Origin of the sequence: Phenylobacterium sp. VNQ135, from assembly GCF_049445735.1 — a bacterium.
Taxonomy (GTDB): domain Bacteria; phylum Pseudomonadota; class Alphaproteobacteria; order Caulobacterales; family Caulobacteraceae; genus Phenylobacterium.
The window spans coordinates 312,273-331,609 of the sequence record NZ_JBMSDS010000004.1; the positions used below are offsets into that span (position 1 = coordinate 312,273).

Sequence of the window (19,337 nt, forward strand, 5' to 3'; positions counted from 1 at the left end):
GCGGCGCGTGCGATAGTTCCACCATCGCGGGAATTTTCGGGCTACCGCGCTGAGAGACTTCGTGCCTCCCGCCCTGAACCGGGACACGAACCATGCCTACTCTCGGCCGCCATCCAGGCCACGCGCGCCTGCTCAGCAAGCTCGCGACGACCACAGCACTCTCTGAAGATGACCTTGCAGCGCTTGTCGCCCTTCCCGTCACGGTCCGGGACGTGGGCGCCGACGCCGACCTGATCCGCCAGGGAGAGCGGCCCGCCCACTGCACGCTGTTGCTGGAGGGCTTCGCCTGTCGCTACAAGCTCGCCGACGACGGCCGCCGACAGATCCTTTCGCTGCACGTTCCCAGCGACATGCCCGACGTCCAGAGCCTCCATACCGTCGCGATGGATCACGGGTTGGCCACGCTGCGGCCAAGCCGCGTCGCTTCGATCGCGCACAATCACCTGGTCGACTTGATGTCCGCCCGGCCCGCGGTAGCGGCCGCCCTGTGGCGCGAGACGCTGGTCGACGCGGCGATCTATCGGGAGTGGCTGTTCGGGCTCGGACGTCGCGAGGCGATTGTGAGGCTGGCCCACCTCGTCAGCGAAACCGTCGCGCGCTTCCGCTCGGTCGACCTGCCGAACCAGGCGGCGGCCCTGCCCTTGAAGCAGATCCAGTTGGCCGATGCGCTCGGTCTTTCGCCCGTGCACGTGAACCGCGTGCTGAAGGAGTTGCGCGAGCGGCGTCTTCTCGGCCCGGGACGGTCAGCGATCGAAGTGCGCGACCGCCTCGGCCTCGCGGAGCTCTGCGGATTCAACGACGGCTATCTGCACCTCAGGGCCGCCTAGCCGTCCTGCGCGCTGAAACTTCCACGCGCAGGATTTCCTCGGCATCGGCGTCGGTGACCTGAAGCACGAGCGGCTCCGGGCCCCATAGCCAACCCTGGCCGTCCTTCAACAGCTCGCCCACGACCCGCAAGGCCTCGACCTCGGCGGCGCCGCGGTTCGGCAGTTCCACGCCCTCGTCGTCACGGTGAGGAAGTGCGCCCGAGGAGTGGAAGTAGAAGGTCTCCATCGGGAGGGAAGCCGCCACAGCAGAGACGGTTCCCGTGCGCTAATTCGCCAGGAACATCCTGTGGTTGTCCAATTTCGCGCAACTTAACCCATGAGATAAACCCGCCTCCGGTCCATCGGCTATCACCTTCCGGACGGGAGGTTCGATGATCAACGCATTGCGGCCGGGGGCCACCCCGCTCGATCTTCTACTGCGCCGGTTCTGTGTGCCGCGCCGGCTAAGGCCGGACGACGTCGCCCGGTTCGGCGAGGCGACCACCGACGCGCAATCCCACCCGGCCGGCGCCGAGCTCTCGAGCGCCGACGGGCACAGACCCGGCCTGCGCCTCGTAGCGTCGGGCTTCATCGCCGAGGTGCGGACGATGAGCGACGGACGCCGGCAGATCACCGCCCTACGCATCCCGGGCGACCTTCTCGGCGACGAGTGGTCGCCACAACCCTGCGACGTAATCGCTCTGACCTCCGCGCAGACGGTGGACGCCTCGGCGTTGGCGACCGCGCGAAAGGACCCGTCCGGCCGTTTCGACCCGTGGCGCCAGGCCTGGGCCGCCGCCCAGGCCGAGGAAGAGGGGCGCATGGCCGACCACATCGTGCGGCTGGGCCGCCTGACCGCCTACGAACGGATGGGCCACCTGCTCCTCGAGCTGCACGAGCGCCTGATGCGCGTCGGCCTGGCCGGCGACGGCGTGTTCCACCTGCCGCTGACGCAGGAGGCGCTGGCCGATGTGCTGGGTCTCAGCATCGTCCACGTGAACCGCACCCTGCAACAGCTCCGCAAGGATGGCCTCGTCAACTACCGGCCAGGTCAGGTGGCGCTTCCCGATCCCCAGAAGCTCGCCGCCGCGTGCCTGTACGCGCCGCGCGCAGGCGTCCGGCATCCTGCGCGAGCGGAGACGTGCGGAAGTTGACGCCTGCGTCACTCTTGCCGCCGGCCGTCTGACGGGCTTAGGTGGCGGCCGAGTTTTCTTTGGCCACTTCCTTGGGAGGGACACATGTCCGCGGACGGCAACTGGAAGATCACGATCAACACGCCGATGGGCGCCCAGGAGGTGGACGCCACGATCACCACCAACGGCGACACCTTCACCGGCAAGACCGAAGGCCGGATGGGCTCGCAGGAAATCACCGGCAAGGTCGACGGGAACACCCTGACCTGGAGCGCCAACATCACCAGCCCGATGCCGATGCAGCTCGACTTCACCGCCACGGTGGACGGCGACAAGATGACCGGCAACGTGAAGCTGGGCGCCTTCGGCAACGCGCCGCTCTCGGGCGTCCGCGCCTAGGCCACGCAAGCCTCAGACGTGCGAAAGCCCCGGCCTCGCGGCCGGGGCTTTTTCTTTTCCGCCCGTGGCGGGCGGGAAGCTTAGGGGTTCGGCGTCACGCTGCGGGCCGCATCGCCCACGCTGTCCGCCGCGCTGCTGGCGCTGTCGGCCACGCTCGAGGCTGCGCCCGCGACCGCGTCGGTGCGCATTGCGTCGTTGCGGCTGGACTGCAGCAGGAAGAAGGCGACGATCGCCACGAGCGCAAGCACGGCGATGCCGATGATCACGCCGCCCATGCCCGAGCCGCCGCGTTCGACATAGGTCGTGCCGCCGCCGTCGCGCTCCACCACGCGCTCGTTGGTCAGGCCATCGCTGCGCTCGGTGACTCGTTCGGTTGCCATTTTCAGAGTCTCCTCAAGGTCACGCCGCCCAAACGGCCAGGGACGAACGGCGTTCCGTCCCCATGGCTCAGTTTGGCTTTGCGGCGCGGCTCCGCTACAGAGGCGGCCCTTCGGATTTGGGACCCCAGACCTTTGCGACTCCCCCAGGCCAGGCTCGACCAGGTGCTCGACCGCTTCCGCGAGATCGAGGCGCGCATGGGCGCGGCCACCGACGGCGCCGAGATCGTCCGGCTGTCGAAGGAGCACGCCGAGCTGAAGCCGGTCGCCGACGCCGTCCAGGCGCTGGAGCGCGCCCGGGCGGAGGCGCCGGAACTGCAGGAGATGGCCGACAGCGGCGACGCCGAGATGGCCGCGCTGGCCCGCGACGAGCTGGCGGCCCTGAAGGAGCGCCTGCCCCAGCTGGAGCACGAGGTGGCCCTGCTGCTGGCGCCCAAGGACAAGGACGAGAACGCCTCGGCCATCCTCGAAGTCCGCGCCGGCACCGGCGGCGACGAGGCGGCGCTGTTCGCCGGCGACCTCTTCCGCATGTACCAGCGCTACGCCCAGAGCCGCGGCTGGCGGGTGGAGATCGACTCGATCTCCGAGGGCGACGCCGGCGGCTACAAGGAGATCATCGCCTCGATCACCGGCGAGGGCGTGTTCGGCCGCCTGAAGTTCGAGAGCGGCGTCCATCGGGTGCAGCGCGTGCCCGCCACGGAGGCCCAGGGCCGCATCCACACCTCGGCCGCGACCGTGGCCGTGTTGCCCGAACCCGAGGACGTGGAGATCGAGATCCGCGACCAGGACCTGCGCATCGACACCTATCGGTCGTCAGGCGCGGGCGGCCAGCACGTCAACAAGACCGACTCCGCGGTGCGCATCACCCACCTGCCCACCGGCGTGGTTGTGACCAGCTCCGAGAAGTCGCAGCACCAGAACCGCGCCCGCGCCATGAAGGCGCTGAAGGTCAAGCTGTACGACATGCAGCGCGAGGCGCTGGACTCGGCCCGCTCGGAAAGCCGCAAGAGCCAGGTGGGCTCGGGCGATCGCTCGGAGCGCATCCGCACCTACAACTTCCCTCAAGGGCGGGTGACCGACCACCGCATCAACCTGACGCTCTACAACCTGCCCAAGATCATGGAGGGCGAGGCGCTGGACGACGTGATCGATCCCTTGATCGCCGAGGACCAGGCCGCGCGCCTGGCGGCCCTCGAGGACGAGCTGGCCTAGCCCTGCCGCGGCGGCTTGCGCCCGCGCCGCACAAGGTTGCCCACCTGCCGCCGCGACACGCCCCACAGCAGGCTGGCGCCCTTGCGCACGCCGATGAACGGGAGGCCCACGGTGTCGGCCATGGCGGCGCCGCGCTCCCCCATCGGCTTGGGCGGGCCGACGGTGGAGTCGATCGCCGTCTGGTGTTCGATCTCAGCATTCAGCTCGGCGCCGGTCAGCACGATGATCACCGAAAACCAGACCCACAGCATGAAGCCGATGGCGGCCCCCAGGGAGCCGTAGGTGACCTGCACGTGGGCCACGTTGTTGACGTACCAGGAGAAGCCCGCGGAGCCGGCCATCCAGACCAAAGCCGCGGCGAGGGCGCCGGGATAGATCCATGTCCATCGCGCGCGCTTGCGGCACGGCCCATAGCGATAGGCGAAGGCGAAGGACGCAGCGACCACCGCGTAGAGCAGCAGCCAACGGACGCCCAGCACCCAGTCCGGCAGCCTTGCGGCCCGCGCGACGATGGGCAGGGCCACCATGATCGCCGTGACAGCGGTGAGGAAGGTCAGGAAGGCGAAGGTGAAGGCGTAGGTGAGCGCCGTCCGGTAGAAGAAGTTGCGCTTTTCCACCTCGTCGTAGGCGATGTTCAGGCCCTGGAAGAGCGCCTTCATCCCCGCATTGGCCGTCCAGGTCGAGAACACGAAGCTGACGAGGAAGGCGGCCGAGAGGTTGAAGCCCCGCTCGGTGGCCAGCCGCATCATCTGCTCGCCCACCAGCCGCACGGCCTCGGGCGGGAAGACGACGGCGAGCTGCGACATCTGCTTCTCGACCGCGGCGACGTCGGCGATCAGGCCGTAGAGCGAGACGAAGACGCCCAGCGCCGGGAAGATCGCCAGCAGGGTGAAGAAGGTTATGCCGCCGGCCACCGACATCAGGTTGTCGACATTGAACTCGCGATAGGTCCGCCAGAGCACGTCCTTCCAGCCGCGCCAGGGGATTCCATGGGGCGCGGGCGCGCTACGGCCCCGGCCCGGCTCCAGCGCCTCGAACCGCTCGGGCGTGGCGACAAGGGCCTCGCTCAGGCCGGGCGGAGGCGGCGGCGCCTCTGGCGGCGGAGGCGGCGGCGGAAGCTTGCGCGGCTGGGTGGAGAGCCAGGCGGCCGCCACGGCGGCGGTCACGGCCCAGGGCGCCAGCGCCACGGCCGTCCGAGCGATCTTCCCCGGCTTCGCCTCCTGAAACGCCACTCCGGCCGTTCTCCCTCAAGCCAAGCCTGAACACCGGGGGCGCGACGCCGTTCCGCCTTGCCAGCCGGCGGGCTTCTGGCCACAAGCGGCCGCATGACCGGCCATGTCGCGGCGATCTACCGCCATCCTGTGAAGGGCTTCACGCCCGAGCGCCTGGAGCACGTCGACCTCGCCCCCGGCGTGGGCGTGCCGTGCGACCGCATCTTCGCCGTGGAGAACGGCCCGTCGGGCTACGACCCGGCCGCTCCGGCCTTCCTGCCGAAGACCAAGTTCACGGTGCTGATGAACATGGCCAGGGTCGCAGCCGCCCGCACCCGCTACGACGACGCCTCGGGCCTGCTCCACGCTGAGGCCGCGGGCGCGCCGGCCTTCTCCGGATCGCTCAAGACCGACGCCGGCCGCGCCGCCTTCGCGGCCTGGCTCACGGACCTGCTGGGCGCCGACGAGATCCGCGGCCCGCTGAACGTCGTCGAGGCCGCTGGCGACTTCCGCTTCACCGACCATCCGAAAGGCGAGGTCTCCATCGTCAACCTGGCCAGCGTGCGCGACCTCTCGCAGAAGATGGGCGTCGACATCGATCCCCTGCGCTTCCGCGCCAACCTCTATGTCGAGGGCTGGCCCGCCTGGGTGGAGAACGACTGGACCGGCCAGGCGCTGATGACCGGCTTCGCCCGGGCCTCGGTGTTCAAGCCGATCGTCCGCTGCGCCGCGACGCACGTCGATCCGACGACCGCCGCGCGGGACCTCGACGTCGTGAAGGCCCTGTTCGACAACTATGGGCACATGCACTGCGGAATCTACGTCCACGTGACCTCCGGCGGGCGCGTCTCGGTGGGCGACGCGGCGACGGCGCCGACCCGCGAGGAGCCCGCGAAGGAGCCGGCATGGGCCTGACCCTCGTCCAGGCCTGGGGCCAGGCCAAGAAGCGCCTGGAGGCCGCCGGCCTCGCCGGCCCCGTGATCGATGCGCGCCTGCTGGTGGAGGCCGCCGCCGACGCCACGCGCACCGACATCGTCACCGACCCGTACCGCGCGCTGACGCCCGAGCAGGAGGCCACGCTCGACGACTACCTCTCGCGCCGCGAACGGCGCGAGCCGGTCAGCCACATCCTGGGGCGCAAGGGCTTCTGGAAGATCATGCTGCGCGTCACGCCCGACGTGCTGACGCCCCGCCCGGACACCGAGACGGTGGTCGAGGTCGCGCTACGCGAATTTCCCGAACACGCGCCGTGGTCGATCCTGGACCTGGGCGTCGGCTCCGGCGCCATCCTGCTGGCCCTGCTGGCCGAGCGGCCAGCCGCCAAGGGGCTTGGCATCGACGCCTCGGAAGAGGCGCTCGCGGTGGCCCGCGACAACGCGGCCGCGCTGGGTCTCGCCGGCCGCACCGCCCTTCTGCGCGGCGACTGGACCGCCGGCCTGGGCGATGCCGGATTCGACCTCGTGGTCTCCAATCCGCCCTACATCGCCTCGGACGTGCTGGAGACCCTCGAGCCCGAGGTGAAGGACTTCGAGCCTCGGCTGGCGCTGGAAGGCGGGGCCGACGGCTTGGACGCCTATCGGATCCTCGCGCCCGAGATCATGCGGGTGCTGAAGCCCGGCGGACGCTTCGCCGTGGAGATCGGCTACGACCAGAAGGAGGCCGTCGAGGCGCTGTTCCGCGCCGCCGGCGCCGAGGACGTCCGCACCATCCGCGACCTGGCCGATCGGGACCGGGTCGTCGCAGGTGCGAAGAAACCCCTTGGAAACTAGGGCTTGAGTCGCTACATCCTTGCATGTCTCCACCCAAATCGCCGGTGTAAAGGCAGACGCGTCCCTACCGGGACGCCCGCCAGCCCCGGCAGGCGCGACGCTTCGCAAGACAGCTCTCGCTGACAAGCTTCCGGGCGGAAGACGGGGAAAAACAAGCGTCATCGACACTCGAACCGGGCGGACGCCCGTTTCCGAAGGCCAAGGCCGCCGATAGGGCGCTCAGGGAAGAGCCGAACGGTTTCGAATATGAGAGATTTCAAGGGTATGAAGCGTCAGCGCGGACGCAATCGCGGCGGCGGGGGCGGCGGCGGGAAGCCGCAGCAGCACAACGCCAACCGCGCGTTCGACTCGAACGGCCCTGATGGCGTGAAGGTGCGGGGCAACGCCCAGCACGTCTTCGAGAAGTACCAGCAGCTCGCCCGGGACGCGACGTCGGCCGGCGACCGCGTTCTGGCCGAGAACTACCTGCAGCACGCCGAGCACTACTTCCGCCTGCTGCGCGCGATCCAGCCCCAGCGCCCGGCCGCCGAGATCCTCGGCCGTGACCAGTTCGCCTCGGGCTACGATATCGATTTCGAGGACGAAGGCGTCCAGGCCCAGGCCGAGGCCGCCGACGAGAACGACACCCAGGGCGAAAGCCGCGGCGAGAATCGCGATGGCGAGGGCCGCAACCGGGACCGGGATCGGGACCGCGACGGCAACCGCGATCGCGGCGAATGGCAGGGCCGTGACCGCGACCGGGACGGCGAGCGTCGCGACGACCGTAACCGGGACGGGGAACGCCGCGACGGCGAAGGCCGCCAGGGCCGCCGCGACCGCTGGCGCGACCGCCGCGACCGCGACGACCGTCCCCGCGGCGAGGGCGAGGAGCGTCGTGACGGCGAACGCCGCGAACGCGAGCCCAACCGTGACCGTGGCGACCGTCCCGAGCGGGATCCGCTGACGGTGATCGAACCGCAAGGCGATGCGCGTCCCGAGCCCCGCGAGGAGCGCGGCGCTGTGCTGCGCGACGCCGAGGGCGGCGAGAGCCATGCCCCGGCCTTCCTGCAGGCCCGCGCCGAGCCCAAGGCCGAAACGGCCGAAGGCGAGAAGCCGGCGCGCCGTCGCCGTCGACCGCGCAGCTTCGAAGCCGGCGAGGCGCCCGGCGGCGAGACCGAAGAAGCCTAGACGCGTCTTCGACACCGAACACGAAAAGGGCCGGCGAGCATCTCGCCGGCCCTTTCTCTTTGGCGGAGCGCCCGGCGCTAGAAGCGGTAACCGACGCCGACCCGCAGATTGCGTCCCGGCAGGGGAGCGATGTCCTTGAGGAACGAGGCGTGCTCGCGCGCCTCGACGTCGGTCAGGTTCCGCCCCTCGACGAAGACCTTGACGTTCTGGTCCTTCAGCGGACGGAACGACAGCGACGCGTTCAGCATCGTGTAGCCGTCGGTCGGCAGCTCGAACGCGGCGACGCGATCCTGCTCGCCGACGCGGCGCACCTCGATCTGGCCCGTCCACCAGCCGCCCTCGAACACGCCGCGGCCCGTGGCCGACCACGGCGGAATGCGCGCCGGCGCTCCCAGGTCGGTCTTGCCGTGCACGTAGTCGGCCGTGGCCTCCAGACGGAAGCTCCGATCGCCCTCCTCCCACAGACGGTACGAGCCTTCGAGTTCGGCGCCGTAGAAGGTGGCGTCGGTCTGCACGAACTGATGGATCGGCAGGTGGGCCTCCTCGTCCTCTTCGCCCGTCGGACGCAGGTCGATGAAGCCGTCGTACTTGGCGGCGAACAAGTGCGCGTCCACGTTCCATCGGCCCGAACCGTAGTGGCCCGTCAGGTCGACCGAGTACGAGACTTCCGAATCCAGACCGGCGTCGCCCCGCTCGTAGGACCGCGTCGCCGGGTGCGGCCCGTCGGCGAACATTTCCTCCTGCGACGGCGCCCGTTCGGTGCGCGAGCCGCTAAGGGCGAAGAACCAGCCGTCGGCGGGACGGATGAAGCCGCCCAGCGAACCCGAGATACCGGTGAAGTCGCGCTTGCCTACGGTGCTGTCGAGTTCGCGAGTCTCGAGGCGCAGGCCGCCCTCGACGCCCCAGGCCTCCCGATCGAAGCGCTGTAGCGTGAAGACCCCCAACTCGGTGGTCTTGGTGGGCGGCACGAAGGCCTCGTCGCCCACGGCCTCGAAGTCGCGCTTGAGGGCCTGCACGCCCACCGCGCCCTGCCAGCCGTTGCGGTCGGGCTGGATCAACTCCAGCCGCCCTTCCCAGCCTTCCGAGAAGAACTGGGTGCCGATCTCGGCGCCTTCCAGCTCCTTGTGGGTGTAATCGGCGTAGCCGCCGGCGAAGCGGACCTTCTCGAAGGGGCCGAGGTCGATCCTGTACTCGCCGCGCAGGTCGTAGCGGGTCTGCTTCAGATCGATGGAGACGGCGCCTTCCTCGTGGTCTTCCTCACCTCCTTCGTGGTCGTGCTCATGCGCATGGCCAGGGACGCCGTAGTCGGTCTCGGTGCGCTTCACGGACACGCCGAGGTAGCCTCGCTCGCCGACGTAGGACAGGCCGGCGCCGTAGGCGGTGAGCTCGCTGAAGGTGTTCTCGACCTTGCTGTCGACCGGGCCGCCCCAGGCCTCGCCCTCGGACTCGGTCATACGCCGGGACTCGGGCGAGGTCGGCACGTCGTAGTCCTTGGTCTCGCGGCGCACGCCGTCGAGGCTCAGCACGAAGTTCCCGACGCCGGCGCGCAGCGCGCCCGAGGCTTGCCAACCATTATCTACCGTCGAGCCCGAGGCCAGCACCCGGCCCTGCACGCCCCGGATCGGCGCATCGGCGATCCGGTCGTCGATGATGTTGACCACGCCCCCGATCGCCGAGCCGCCATAGGCCAGGGCCGAGGGGCCGCGCAGCACCTCGATCCGCTCGGCCTCCTGCGGGTCGGTGGCGACGGCGTGGTCGGGCGACAGCGCGCTCGCGTCCACCTGGCCCAGGCCGTTCGACAGCACCAGGACGCGGGGGCCGGACAGGCCCCGGATGACCGGCCGGCTCGCGCCCGGACCGAAGGCGCTGGAGCGCACTCCCGCGACGCCGGCCAGAACGTCGCCGAGGCCGCCGGCGGGCGCCTGGTCCAGTTCGTCGCGCTTCAGGATGTCCACGCTGGTGGTGGCGGAATCCAGGGTCACCGCATAGGGCGCGGCGGTCACCACCACCTCCTGCACCTCCTTGGTCTGGGCGAAGGCGGGCGAGACGCAGGCGACCGCGGCGGCGGTGGCCAGGAGGAGAACGCGAGACATTTGTCGATCCGGCACTTGCGAGGAGGCTTTAGTGTTATGAAATAACATAACGGGTCGTCAAGCCGTTGCCGCGCCGCCGGAACCGGGTTAGCTGAAGAGCCATGTCGCACCACTGCGAGCATCACCACGACAGCCATGACGCGCTGAAGGGCGCGGCGCTGCGGCAAGCCTTGGGCGCCGCCGAGGCGCGCTGCGCCGAGACCCAGGAGCGGCTGACGCCGCCGCGGCGGCGGGTGCTGGAGCTGCTGCTGGCCTCGGACGGACCGCTGAAGGCCTACGATCTGATCGCGGCATTCGGCGAGACGGGCGAGCCGGCCAAGCCGCCCACCGTCTATCGCGCACTCGAATTCCTGGAGCGGCTGGGTTTCGCCCACCGGATCGAGAGCCTGAACGCCTACGTCCCCTGCCGGATCGAAGGCGGGCATGCCGCCGCCTTCCTGATCTGCGACTGCTGCGGCGCGGCCCAGGAGTTCGACCCCGACTTCGGCCCGCAGCTCGAGGCCGCAGCCCGGGCGGGCTACGCCGTGCGCTCGGTTACGCTCGAGGCGCGCGGCCTCTGCGGAGCCTGCCGGGAGCACTGAGCGTTCCTGCCGCCTGATGCGGAAACAGATCTACCTCGACTGCGACGGCGTGCTCGCCGACTTCGACAAGGGGGCCGAGGCCATCCTCGGCATGCCCCCTCGGGTCTTCGAGAAGCGCTACAATCCCGGCCTCTTCTGGAAGCGGCTCGCGACGGCGCCCGACTTCTTCGAAAACCTCGAGCCGATGCCCGACGCCTTCGAGCTCTACGAGGCGGTGAAGGAGCGGGACCCGATCATCCTCACCGGTCTTCCGCGCGGGAACTGGGCAGAGCCGCAGAAGCGCCGATGGGCCGAGCGCTGGTTCCCTGGCGTGCCCGTCATCACCACCATGGCCGCCCTGAAGCGCGAGCACTGCCACCCGGGCGACGTGCTGGTCGACGACCGCGACAAGCACCGCCACCTCTGGGAGGCGGCCGGCGGCAAGTTCGTGCATCACAAGAACGCCCGGAGCTCGATCGCAGAGCTCCGGGCGCTTGGTTACCTCTAGTTACCAGAACACCATCCGGACCACCTGGACGATGCGGCCGGAGAAGCGGTCGACCAGCAGCACGTCGGGCCCATTGCGGACCCAGTCGTAGCCCGGGGGCGGCCAGGGCAGGCCATACGACCACCAGTCGTTCAGGCGGTAGCTGGGGCCGTACCAGCCGTAGGGCAGGTAGTCGCCCATCGACCAGGTCCGGAAGTAGAAGCCCGACGGGGCGATCCACGCGGGCCCGCGGTAGCGGCGGGCGCTGTGGTAGCTGAACGGATAGCGGCCCTGGCTCCAGTAAGGCCGGTCTCCGCGGCGACGGTCGCGGTCGCGGTCGTTGCGGTCCCAGCGGTCGCGATCGTCACGGCTCCAACGGCCATCCCAGCTGCGGCGGTCGCCGTCGCGGTCGCGGCGATCACCCCGATCCCCGTCGCGGCGATCACCGTCCCAGCGGCGGTCGCCATCCCGGCGGCCGTCGCGATCCCCGTCGCGGCGATCACCGTCCCAGCGGCGGTCGCCATCCCGGCGGCCCTCGCGATCCCAGCTGCGGTCGCCGTCGCGGCGGCCGTCCGGCCGCCCATCGCGAATCTGGCGGCCGTCCCACTGGACATTGCCGCCGTTCCAGCGACGCGCGTCGCGGGCCTCGTCGCGGTCTTCCCGGTCGGCGCGATCGGCGGGCGACAGGTTCGTCCGGTCGTCGCCGTCGTTGTCGGTCCATCGGCCGGGCCGGCGCATGTCGGGCCCGCCGCGCGGGTCGCCCCGCTGGCGGTCGCTGCGCCACATGTCCTGGCCGTCGCCCCCGGCGCGGCGGGCGCGGGGCGCCGGCGCAGCCTCGGGCGCACGGGCCGCTTCGCCAGCCTGGGGCGCCGGCCTCGCTTCCGCAGCGCGGGCGCGCTCCTGCACGCGGTCCATCCGCTGCTGCATCCGTTCCTGGCGCTGCTGGACGCGCTCCTGGCGGAACTCGGAACGGGATTCCGCCCGGCCCTCGCCGCCGCGGTGGCGGCCGCCCTCGCCCCGCTCCTGCGCCGCGGCCGGCATGGCCGCCGCCGCCAGCATCAGGACGGCGATCGCCGTCATCGTCTTCGTCTTCATGGTGATCACTCGCGCCGACCTGCAAACGGCAGGCCGCTGGCTTCCCTCTCGAACGCCAGCTAGCGGTACGCAGGCTGAACCGCGCTTGAACGAAGCGGCGCAGCCGCCCAACTGTCCCGGTTCGGATCAGAGTGGAGATACACAGCTTGGTCGCGACGCCGCACGACATCATCGGCTTCTGGCGCAATGCGGGGCCGTCCAAATGGTACGCCCGCAGCACGGCCTTCGACGAGGCGATCCGGCTGAAGTTCGAGCCCACCCACCACGCCGCGGCGCGCGGCGAGTACGACGCCTGGTCCGAGACGGCCGAAGGGGCGCTGGCCCTGCTGATCCTGCTCGACCAGTTCCCCCGCAACCTCTACCGCGGCTCGGGCCACGCCTTCGCCACCGACGGCAAGGCCCGCCAGATCGCCAGGGCGGCCGTGGCGAACGGCTGGCATCTCTCGTGCGAGGCGCCGTTCGGCCAGTTCTTCCTGCTGCCGTTCGAGCATTCCGAGGACCCGGCCGACCAGGAGCGGTCCGTCGCACTGGCCCGCGAGCTGGGCGATCCCGAAACCCTGAAGTGGGCCGAGATCCACCGGGACATCATCGTCCGCTTCGGGCGCTTCCCGCACCGCAACCCGGCGCTGGGCCGGGTCACGACGCCGGAGGAACAGCAATTCCTGGACGAGGGCGGCTTCGCCGGCTGAGCCGGCGGACGCCTCAGGCGGCGGGCTTCTCGGCGCTCTTCGTCTCGGCCGGCGCGGCCTCGGCCTTCGGCTTCTCGGTGACGCAGACCTTCTTGGCGAGGCGTGAGCCCGAAACTTCCGGCTGCTTCTTGCAGACCTTCTTCGGCGCGGCGGCCGCAGCCGGGCTGGCGTCCGCAGCGGGCGCGGCGGCCGGGGCGGCTTCCTGGGCGGCGAAGAGGGCCAGGGCGGCCAGGGCGGAGACGATCATACGGATACCTTCGTAAAAACTGGACCGCCGCCCTTACCCAAAGATCTCCGCTACGCCAAGTTGTGAGTTGGTAATGTGGGGACAGTCGCCCGCGGCCTGTGGACGCCCGCCTTGAATCGCCTGTTCGCGAATCATTTCGTGCGCGAACTTCGATCTGCCATGAACGCGCCCGTCTCCATCGCCGACCGCTACCAGGCCGCCGCCGACCACCCGGAACGGCAGTACCTGGACCTGCTCGCCGACATCCTGGCCAACGGCGCCCAGCGCGGCGACCGCACGGGCACGGGCACCCTTGGCGTGTTCGGCCGGCAGATGCGCTTCGACCTGACGAAGGGTTTCCCGCTCCTCACGACCAAGAAGCTGCACCGCAAGTCGATCATCCTGGAGCTGCTGTGGTTCCTGCGCGGCGACACCAACGTGCGCTGGCTGCAGGAGCGCGGGGTCTCGATCTGGAACGAATGGGCCGATGCGGAAGGCGAGCTCGGCCCCGTCTATGGCAAGCAATGGCGCTCGTGGGCCGCGCCCGACGGCCGCGTGATCGACCAGATCGCCGCCGTCGTGCAGAGCCTGAAGACCAATCCCGACAGCCGCCGCCACATCGTCTCGGCCTGGAACCCGGCCGAGGTCGAGGACATGGCCCTGCCGCCCTGCCACTGCCTGTTCCAGTTCTTCGTCGCGCCGGACAAGGACGGTGTGAAGCGCCTGTCCTGCCAGCTCTACCAGCGCTCGGCCGACGTCTTCCTGGGCGTGCCGTTCAACATCGCGAGCTACGCCCTGCTGACCCTGATGATGGCTCAGGTCGCCGGCTACGAGCCCGGCGAGTTCGTCCACACCCTGGGCGACGCCCACCTCTACATGAACCACCTGGATCAGGCCCGGCTGCAGCTCACCCGCGAGCCGCTGCCCCTGCCCCGCCTGACGATCGCGCCGAAGACCGACCTGTTCGGCTTCGACTACGAGGACTTCAAGCTCGAGGGCTACCAGGCGCACGCCTCGATCCCGGCGCCGATCGCCGTCTAGCCATGGCGCCGCGTCTGACCCTGGACGAGGTCACGGACGCCGCCGAGAAGATCGCTGACATCTACGCCGCCAAGTACGGCGTCCAGCGCGACGACGACTGGTTCCTGCTCAAGCTCCAGGAGGAGCTCGGCGAACTCGCCCAGGCGCACCTGCGCCTGTCGTCCCGCAGCCGCGGCGAGGCCACGGAACAGGACCGCGCCGACGAAGCCGCCGACGTGCTCTGCTTCCTGCTGCTCTACTGCCGCCGGTTCGGCATCGATCCGGACGCGGCGGTTAAGGCCAAATGGCTGAGGTGGCTCGAGCCGGCCGCGCACTAGCTCTGCTTCCTGGCGCCCGTGCGCCGGCGCGCTTAGGATCGGCGGCGGCTGATTTGGGGGATCTGCATGCAGGCTTGGATGACGCGGCTGGGCGCTGCGGCGATGGCGGTCGCGCTGACGGGCGCCGCGCCGTCGGCAGCTGGCCAGACGGCGGCGGGCGCGCCGGCGGCGAAGCCCGCGATGAACCCCGCGCCCGCCCGACGTCCGGGCGAGGGGTTCGGCCCCTATCGCAAGATGGTCATCCGCGGCGTGACGCTGATCGACGGCACCGGCGCGCCGCCGCGGGGCCCGGTCGACATCGTCATTGAGGGCGACACGATCACCGACGTGGTCCAGGCCGGCTGGCCCGGCCTGCCGCTGAAAGGCGAGCGGCCGCCGCGCGATGCGGTCCACGAGATCGACGCTACCGGCATGTACGCCCTGCCCGGCTTCGTCGACATGCACGTCCACGGCGGCGACCCGAAGAAGTCGCCCGACCTGGAATACGCCTACAAGCTGTGGCTGGCGCACGGCGTCACCACGGTGCGCGGCGTCAGCCTCGCGCCCCACGACATCGCCGTCTCGGAGAAGGCCCGCAGCGCGCGCGGCGAGATCGTCGCGCCTCGCATCTACAATTACCAGACCCTGGGCTCCGGCTGGTCGGGCGGCCGCATCGACGGGCCTGCCAAGGCGCGGGCGTGGGTGCAATGGGCGTCGAAGAACGGCGTCGACGGCATCAAGTTCTTCGGCTGGAACGACGAGACGCCGGAGGTGATCACCGCGGCGCTGGATGAGGCCAGGAAGCAGGGCCTGGGCACCGTGGCCCACATCGCCCAGCCGGGCGTCGCCTCGCTGAACGCGCGCCAGTACGGCGAGGCGGGCCTGGGAACCGTCACCCACTTCTACGGCCACTTCGAGTCGATGCTGAAGGAGGGGCGGCTGCAGAAGTACCCGGCCGACTACAACTTCTACGACGAGGCCAAGCGTTTTGGCGAAGCGGCCGAGATCTGGGACGAGGTGGAGCCGGGCTCGGACGCCTGGGTAGGCTACCTCGAGGCCCAGAAGGCGGCGGGCGTCACCTTCGATCCTACGATGACCATCTATGCCGCCTCCCGCGACCTGATGCGGGCGAAGAACGCCGACTGGCACCAGACCTACACCCTGCCCAGCCTGAACGACTTCTTCGTCTCCACCCGGGACAACCACGGCAGCTATTTCTACGACTGGACCACCGGCAACGAGGTGGCCTGGCGGAACTTCTACGGCCGCTTCATGCGGCTGGTGAACGACTACAAGAACATGGGCGGGCGGGTGACCACCGGCTCGGACTCAGGCTTCATCTGGAAGCTGTACGGCTTCGGCTACATCGAGGAGCTGGAGCTCCTGCAGGAGGCGGGTTTCACGCCGCTGGAGGTGATCCAGGCGGCGACCAGCAACGGCGCCCGCACCCTGGCCGCGCCGAAGAAGGCGCCCGTCACCTTCGGCATCGTGCGGCCGGGCATGAGCGCGGACCTGGTCATCGTGCCCGAGAACCCGCTGGCCAATCTGAAGACGCTGTACGGCACGGGCCATCAGCGGCTTTCCGCCGACAACCGCATCGAGACGGTGGGCGGGGTCCGCTGGACCGTCGTTCGCGGCGTGGCCTACGACGCCCGCGCCCTGCTGGCCGACGTCAAGGCCATGGTCGACCGGCAGAAGGCCGAGCGCGCACAGGCCCGGTGACGCGCCCGACGGTGTCGCGCTAAACCGGAACTATGTCGCAGATCATCCTCGCCGCCGGCCCCATCGCCCGCGCCCGCAATGGCGTGATTGGCAAGGACGGCGCCTTGCCCTGGCGGCTGAAGTCGGACCTGGCCCTCTTCAAGCGCACGACTCTTGGCAAGCCTGTGATCATGGGCCGAAAGACCTGGGAGAGCCTGCCGAAGAAGCCGCTGCCCGGCCGCACGAACATCGTGCTCACCCGCGACCAGAGCTACCAGGCGCCCGGCGCGCTGGTGGTCGAGGACTTCTCGGAGGCGGTCCAGATCGCCCGCGAGCAGGCGGCCGAGGACGGCGTCGGCGAGGTCTGCATCATCGGCGGCGCCTCGCTCTTCGAGCTGGCGCTGAAGAAGGCGACCCGCCTCTACGTCACCGAGGTCGATGCCGAGGTGGTCGGCGACGTCGCCCTTTCGCCCATCGACGAGACCCTGTGGCGCGAAGTCTCTCGCGAGGACCATCCGGCGGGGCCCGACGACGACTTCCCCTTCACCTGGCGGGTTCTCGAGCGCCTCTGACGCGGACGTCTCCGCGAAGGGCCGGCCGCCGGTTCCGGCTTCACCTCCCCGGCCCCGCTGTGGCTATAGTCCGGCAAAACCTGGGAGGACGAGGATGGACGTCGAACTGGTCGCCGAAGGGCTGGAGTTCCCGGAAGGCCCGATCGCCATGGCCGATGGTTCGGTGATCCTGACCGAGATCAAGGGCCAGCGCCTGACGCGGATCACGCCCGACGGCACGAAGGAGACCGTGGTCGAGACCGGCGGCGGGCCGAACGGGGCCGCCATCGGGCCCGACGGGGCGATCTGGATCACCAACAACGGCGGCTCGTTCGTCTGGCTCGAGCGGGACGGCCTGACCATCCCGGGCCCCACGCCGCCGACGCACACCGGCGGCATGATCCAGCGCTTCGATCTGAAGACCGGCAAGCTGGAAACCATCTATGAGACTTGCGACGGCAAGCGCCTGGTCGGCCCCAACGACATCGTCTTCGACAAGTCGGGCGGCTTCTGGTTCAGCGATCACGGCTGCTCCACCGAGGACGGCCGCAAGTTCGGCGCCGTCTACTATGCGAAGGCGGACGGCTCCTCCATCACACGGCAGCGCGACCATCTGATCTCGCCGAACGGGATCGGCCTCTCGCCCGACGAGACCGTCGTCTACCTGGCCGACACCATGGTTGGCCGCCTGTGGGCCCTGGACGTGGCCTCGCCAGGCGAGCTGGCCAAGGGTCCCGCCTTCGGGGCCGGCCGCGTGGTCGCGAACCTGCCGGGCTACCAGCTTCTGGACAGCCTGGCCGTCGAGGCGTCAGGCAAGGTCTGCGTGGCGACGATCATCAACGGCGGGATCACGGTCTTCGACCCGTCAGGCTCGACCGAGCACTTCGCCTTCCCCGACCTCGTGGTGACCAACATCTGCTTCGGCGGCCCGGACATGTGCACCGCCTGGATCACGGCCTCCTCCACGGGTCGGTTGTTCAAGGCGACGTGGCCGCGGCCTGGCCTGAAGCTGAACTTCATCGCCTAGCCGCTTCCCCGGCCCGTCGAAGTTGACGCCCGCGTCATGTTTCGTTGACTCCTCGGGCGTTCGGGATCATCGTTCACTCAGCGGAAGCCGCGGGCGCCGAGCCATGACCCGCGCGAGCAGGAGGACCCCCATGGACGACGCCTCGATCGACCTGCAGCGCGCGGCGCGCGACGCGGCCTACTCGATGCCCCTGGAAGAGATCAATCCGGGCGATCCGGAGCTCTTCCGCACCGACACCATGTGGCCCTACTTCGAGCGCCTGCGGAAGGAAGACCCGGTCCACTGGTCGGTGTCGCCCTACGAGGACGTCGGCGGCTACTGGTCGGTGACCAAGTACAACGACATCATGGCCGTGGACACGAACCACGGCGTCTTCTCGTCCGAGCCGACCATCGTCCTGCCCGACCCCGCCGACGACTTCCGGCTGCCGATGTTCATCGCCATGGACCAGCCGAAGCACGACGTGCAGCGCAAGACGGTCCAGCCGATCGTGGCCCCGAACCACCTGGCCTATCTCGAGCCGATCATCCGTGAGCGGGCGGGCAAGATCCTCGACGACCTGCCGATCGGCGAGGAGATCGACTGGGTCGACAAGGTGTCGATCGAGCTGACCACCATGACCCTGGCGACGCTGTTCGACTTCCCCTGGGAGGATCGCCGCAAGCTGACTCACTGGTCGGACGTCGCCACCTCGGCTCCGGAGAGCGGCATCCTCGGCACCACCGATCCCGACGAGCATGAGGAACGCCGCCGCCAGACGCTGTTCGAATGCGTCGACTACTTCATGCGGCTCTGGAACGAGCGGGTGAACGCTCCGCCGCAACCCGACCTCATCTCCATGCTCGCCCACGGCGAGTCCACGCGGAACATGGACCGCATGGAATACCTGGGGAACCTGATCCTGCTGATCGTCGGCGGCAACGACACCACGCGGAACACCATCTCCGGCTCGGTGCTGGCCCTGCACCAGAACCCCGACCAGGACCGGATCCTGCGCGCCGATCCCGGCATGATCCCCAACATGGTCTCCGAGACCATCCGCTGGCAAACGCCGCTGGCCTACATGCGCCGCACCGCGCTGCAGGACACCGAACTGAACGGCAAGACCATCAAGGCGGGCGACAAGGTCGCCATGTGGTACGTGTCCGGCAACCGTGATGACGAGGTCATCGAGCGGCCGAACGACTACTGGATCGAGCGGCCGCGGGTGCGCCAGCATCTGTCGTTCGGCTTCGGCATCCACCGCTGCGTGGGCAACCGCCTGGCCGAGCTCCAGCTCAAGATCATCTGGGAAGAGATCCTGGCGCGGTTCCCGAGGATCGAGGTCGTGGGTCCGCCCAAGCGGGTCTACTCCTCGTTCGTGAAGGGCTACGAGCACCTGCCCGTGGTGATCCCGACCCGCAACTAGCGGCCGGAGCGGCGGCCGACCGGGAGCATGACCTGCGATTGACGCAGGCTGTCGTCTGGGCTTCAGTTCGGCCGCTCAAGTTCGGGGTG

Annotated in this window: 22 protein-coding genes; 16 read left to right on the top strand and 6 right to left on the bottom strand. The window is 69.7% G+C overall.

The features are described from left to right. The first annotated feature begins 92 nt into the window (after positions 1–92). Positions 93–827, top strand: coding sequence for a Crp/Fnr family transcriptional regulator (locus ACO2Q0_RS16230; protein ID WP_423352559.1), 735 nt, complete (start codon positions 93–95; stop codon positions 825–827). On the opposite strand, the gene ACO2Q0_RS16235 is transcribed toward ACO2Q0_RS16230, so the two are convergent. Further along, entirely contained in the window at positions 814–1,071 is a 258-nt protein-coding gene (locus ACO2Q0_RS16235) for a DUF6894 family protein (protein ID WP_423352560.1), read from the bottom strand. The genes ACO2Q0_RS16230 and ACO2Q0_RS16235 overlap by 14 nt on opposite strands. 127 nt (positions 1,072–1,198) lie before the next feature. Between ACO2Q0_RS16235 and ACO2Q0_RS16240 the strand changes: the two genes are divergently transcribed. Both ACO2Q0_RS16240 and ACO2Q0_RS16245 read left to right on the top strand, forming a co-directional pair. Then, positions 1,199–1,960: a Crp/Fnr family transcriptional regulator gene (locus tag ACO2Q0_RS16240; RefSeq protein ID WP_423352561.1), complete on the top strand. Its 762-nt coding sequence runs from the start codon at positions 1,199–1,201 to the stop codon at positions 1,958–1,960. An 84-nt stretch (positions 1,961–2,044) separates the two neighbouring features. Then, positions 2,045–2,338, top strand: a complete 294-nt coding sequence (locus ACO2Q0_RS16245; RefSeq protein WP_423352562.1) for a hypothetical protein — start codon at positions 2,045–2,047, stop codon at positions 2,336–2,338. 80 nt (positions 2,339–2,418) lie between these two features. Here the strand turns inward: ACO2Q0_RS16245 and ACO2Q0_RS16250 are convergent, their stop codons facing one another. Next, complete coding sequence (locus tag ACO2Q0_RS16250; protein ID WP_423352563.1) at positions 2,419–2,718, bottom strand: hypothetical protein; 300 nt, start codon at positions 2,716–2,718, stop codon at positions 2,419–2,421. A gap of 132 nt (positions 2,719–2,850) precedes the next feature. On the opposite strand from ACO2Q0_RS16250, the gene prfA reads away from it, so the two are divergent. Then, positions 2,851–3,927: a peptide chain release factor 1 gene (gene prfA / locus ACO2Q0_RS16255; protein ID WP_423352564.1), complete on the top strand. Its 1,077-nt coding sequence runs from the start codon at positions 2,851–2,853 to the stop codon at positions 3,925–3,927. Here the strand turns inward: prfA and ACO2Q0_RS16260 are convergent. Continuing rightward, positions 3,924–5,159 carry a YihY/virulence factor BrkB family protein gene (locus ACO2Q0_RS16260; protein ID WP_423352565.1) on the bottom strand — a complete coding sequence of 412 codons (1,236 nt, stop codon included), beginning with the start codon at positions 5,157–5,159 and terminating at the stop codon, positions 3,924–3,926. The two genes, prfA and ACO2Q0_RS16260, sit on opposite strands and share 4 nt — an antisense overlap. A 93-nt stretch (positions 5,160–5,252) precedes the next feature. Here ACO2Q0_RS16260 and ACO2Q0_RS16265 point away from each other — a divergent pair, with 93 nt between their 5' ends. From ACO2Q0_RS16265 to ACO2Q0_RS16275, 3 genes are all read left to right on the top strand, one after another. Beyond that, a complete protein-coding gene (locus ACO2Q0_RS16265; protein WP_423352566.1) occupies positions 5,253–6,053 on the top strand; it encodes an MOSC domain-containing protein in 801 nt (266 codons plus the stop codon). Next, complete coding sequence (prmC, locus tag ACO2Q0_RS16270; protein WP_423352567.1) at positions 6,044–6,907, top strand: peptide chain release factor N(5)-glutamine methyltransferase; 864 nt, start codon at positions 6,044–6,046, stop codon at positions 6,905–6,907. The genes ACO2Q0_RS16265 and prmC overlap by 10 nt, the downstream gene beginning before the upstream one ends. A 264-nt stretch (positions 6,908–7,171) precedes the next feature. After that, positions 7,172–8,074, top strand: coding sequence for a DUF4167 domain-containing protein (locus tag ACO2Q0_RS16275; RefSeq protein ID WP_423352568.1), 903 nt, complete (start codon positions 7,172–7,174; stop codon positions 8,072–8,074). A gap of 77 nt (positions 8,075–8,151) precedes the next feature. On the opposite strand, the gene ACO2Q0_RS16280 is transcribed toward ACO2Q0_RS16275, so the two are convergent. Continuing rightward, entirely contained in the window at positions 8,152–10,167 is a 2,016-nt protein-coding gene (locus tag ACO2Q0_RS16280; protein ID WP_423352569.1) for a TonB-dependent receptor, read from the bottom strand. Positions 10,168–10,268: 101 nt separating this feature from the next. On the opposite strand from ACO2Q0_RS16280, the gene ACO2Q0_RS16285 reads away from it, so the two are divergent. After that, complete coding sequence (locus tag ACO2Q0_RS16285; RefSeq protein ID WP_423352570.1) at positions 10,269–10,748, top strand: Fur family transcriptional regulator; 480 nt, start codon at positions 10,269–10,271, stop codon at positions 10,746–10,748. 16 nt (positions 10,749–10,764) lie between these two features. Continuing rightward, the gene (locus ACO2Q0_RS16290; RefSeq protein ID WP_423352571.1) at positions 10,765–11,235 is read left to right on the top strand and encodes a 5' nucleotidase, NT5C type; all 471 of its coding nucleotides are present in this window, start codon (positions 10,765–10,767) and stop codon (positions 11,233–11,235) included. Here ACO2Q0_RS16290 and ACO2Q0_RS16295 read toward each other — a convergent pair whose 3' ends face one another. After that, positions 11,236–12,309 (bottom strand): RcnB family protein, encoded by a 1,074-nt coding sequence (locus tag ACO2Q0_RS16295; protein ID WP_423352572.1) that lies wholly within the window; start codon positions 12,307–12,309, stop codon positions 11,236–11,238. 146 nt (positions 12,310–12,455) lie between these two features. Here ACO2Q0_RS16295 and ACO2Q0_RS16300 point away from each other — a divergent pair, with 146 nt between their 5' ends. Further along, positions 12,456–12,998, top strand: coding sequence for a DUF924 family protein (locus ACO2Q0_RS16300; protein ID WP_423352573.1), 543 nt, complete (start codon positions 12,456–12,458; stop codon positions 12,996–12,998). A 13-nt stretch (positions 12,999–13,011) separates the two neighbouring features. On the opposite strand, the gene ACO2Q0_RS16305 is transcribed toward ACO2Q0_RS16300, so the two are convergent. After that, on the bottom strand, positions 13,012–13,245 hold the full coding sequence (locus tag ACO2Q0_RS16305; RefSeq protein WP_423352574.1) for a hypothetical protein: 234 nt from the start codon (positions 13,243–13,245) through the stop codon (positions 13,012–13,014). 159 nt (positions 13,246–13,404) lie between these two features. Between ACO2Q0_RS16305 and ACO2Q0_RS16310 the strand changes: the two genes are divergently transcribed. The 6 genes from ACO2Q0_RS16310 to ACO2Q0_RS16335 all read left to right on the top strand — a co-directional run bounded on the left by ACO2Q0_RS16310 (position 13,405) and on the right by ACO2Q0_RS16335 (position 19,248). Further along, positions 13,405–14,265 carry a thymidylate synthase gene (locus tag ACO2Q0_RS16310; protein ID WP_423352575.1) on the top strand — a complete coding sequence of 287 codons (861 nt, stop codon included), beginning with the start codon at positions 13,405–13,407 and terminating at the stop codon, positions 14,263–14,265. A gap of 2 nt (positions 14,266–14,267) precedes the next feature. Next, a complete protein-coding gene (locus tag ACO2Q0_RS16315) occupies positions 14,268–14,582 on the top strand; it encodes a phosphoribosyl-ATP pyrophosphohydrolase (protein ID WP_423352576.1) in 315 nt (104 codons plus the stop codon). A 66-nt stretch (positions 14,583–14,648) separates the two neighbouring features. Then, a complete protein-coding gene (locus tag ACO2Q0_RS16320; protein ID WP_423352577.1) occupies positions 14,649–16,283 on the top strand; it encodes an amidohydrolase family protein in 1,635 nt (544 codons plus the stop codon). Positions 16,284–16,315: 32 nt separating this feature from the next. Beyond that, positions 16,316–16,834 carry a dihydrofolate reductase gene (locus ACO2Q0_RS16325; RefSeq protein ID WP_423352578.1) on the top strand — a complete coding sequence of 173 codons (519 nt, stop codon included), beginning with the start codon at positions 16,316–16,318 and terminating at the stop codon, positions 16,832–16,834. 94 nt (positions 16,835–16,928) lie between these two features. After that, positions 16,929–17,840, top strand: a complete 912-nt coding sequence (locus tag ACO2Q0_RS16330) for an SMP-30/gluconolactonase/LRE family protein (protein ID WP_423352579.1) — start codon at positions 16,929–16,931, stop codon at positions 17,838–17,840. Between the two features lie 130 nt (positions 17,841–17,970). After that, complete coding sequence (locus tag ACO2Q0_RS16335) at positions 17,971–19,248, top strand: cytochrome P450 (protein WP_423352580.1); 1,278 nt, start codon at positions 17,971–17,973, stop codon at positions 19,246–19,248. Positions 19,249–19,337 lie beyond the last annotated feature (89 nt).

Excerpts from the sequence above, each read along its gene's own strand:
- ACO2Q0_RS16230 (WP_423352559.1), top strand. The coding sequence starts at position 93 with ATGCCTACTCTCGGCCGCCATCCAGGCCACGCGCGCCTGCTCAGCAAG.
- ACO2Q0_RS16240 (WP_423352561.1), top strand. The coding sequence starts at position 1,199 with ATGATCAACGCATTGCGGCCGGGGGCCACCCCGCTCGATCTTCTACTG.
- ACO2Q0_RS16245 (WP_423352562.1), top strand. The coding sequence starts at position 2,045 with ATGTCCGCGGACGGCAACTGGAAGATCACGATCAACACGCCGATGGGC.
- ACO2Q0_RS16250 (WP_423352563.1), bottom strand. The coding sequence starts at position 2,718 with ATGGCAACCGAACGAGTCACCGAGCGCAGCGATGGCCTGACCAACGAG.
- ACO2Q0_RS16265 (WP_423352566.1), top strand. The coding sequence starts at position 5,253 with ATGACCGGCCATGTCGCGGCGATCTACCGCCATCCTGTGAAGGGCTTC.
- prmC (WP_423352567.1), top strand. The coding sequence starts at position 6,044 with ATGGGCCTGACCCTCGTCCAGGCCTGGGGCCAGGCCAAGAAGCGCCTG.
- ACO2Q0_RS16275 (WP_423352568.1), top strand. The coding sequence starts at position 7,172 with ATGAAGCGTCAGCGCGGACGCAATCGCGGCGGCGGGGGCGGCGGCGGG.
- ACO2Q0_RS16280 (WP_423352569.1), bottom strand. The coding sequence starts at position 10,167 with ATGTCTCGCGTTCTCCTCCTGGCCACCGCCGCCGCGGTCGCCTGCGTC.
- ACO2Q0_RS16285 (WP_423352570.1), top strand. The coding sequence starts at position 10,269 with ATGTCGCACCACTGCGAGCATCACCACGACAGCCATGACGCGCTGAAG.
- ACO2Q0_RS16290 (WP_423352571.1), top strand. The coding sequence starts at position 10,765 with ATGCGGAAACAGATCTACCTCGACTGCGACGGCGTGCTCGCCGACTTC.
- ACO2Q0_RS16295 (WP_423352572.1), bottom strand. The coding sequence starts at position 12,309 with ATGAAGACGAAGACGATGACGGCGATCGCCGTCCTGATGCTGGCGGCG.
- ACO2Q0_RS16305 (WP_423352574.1), bottom strand. The coding sequence starts at position 13,245 with ATGATCGTCTCCGCCCTGGCCGCCCTGGCCCTCTTCGCCGCCCAGGAA.
- ACO2Q0_RS16310 (WP_423352575.1), top strand. The coding sequence starts at position 13,405 with ATGAACGCGCCCGTCTCCATCGCCGACCGCTACCAGGCCGCCGCCGAC.
- ACO2Q0_RS16315 (WP_423352576.1), top strand. The coding sequence starts at position 14,268 with ATGGCGCCGCGTCTGACCCTGGACGAGGTCACGGACGCCGCCGAGAAG.
- ACO2Q0_RS16320 (WP_423352577.1), top strand. The coding sequence starts at position 14,649 with ATGCAGGCTTGGATGACGCGGCTGGGCGCTGCGGCGATGGCGGTCGCG.
- ACO2Q0_RS16325 (WP_423352578.1), top strand. The coding sequence starts at position 16,316 with ATGTCGCAGATCATCCTCGCCGCCGGCCCCATCGCCCGCGCCCGCAAT.
- ACO2Q0_RS16330 (WP_423352579.1), top strand. The coding sequence starts at position 16,929 with ATGGACGTCGAACTGGTCGCCGAAGGGCTGGAGTTCCCGGAAGGCCCG.
- ACO2Q0_RS16335 (WP_423352580.1), top strand. The coding sequence starts at position 17,971 with ATGGACGACGCCTCGATCGACCTGCAGCGCGCGGCGCGCGACGCGGCC.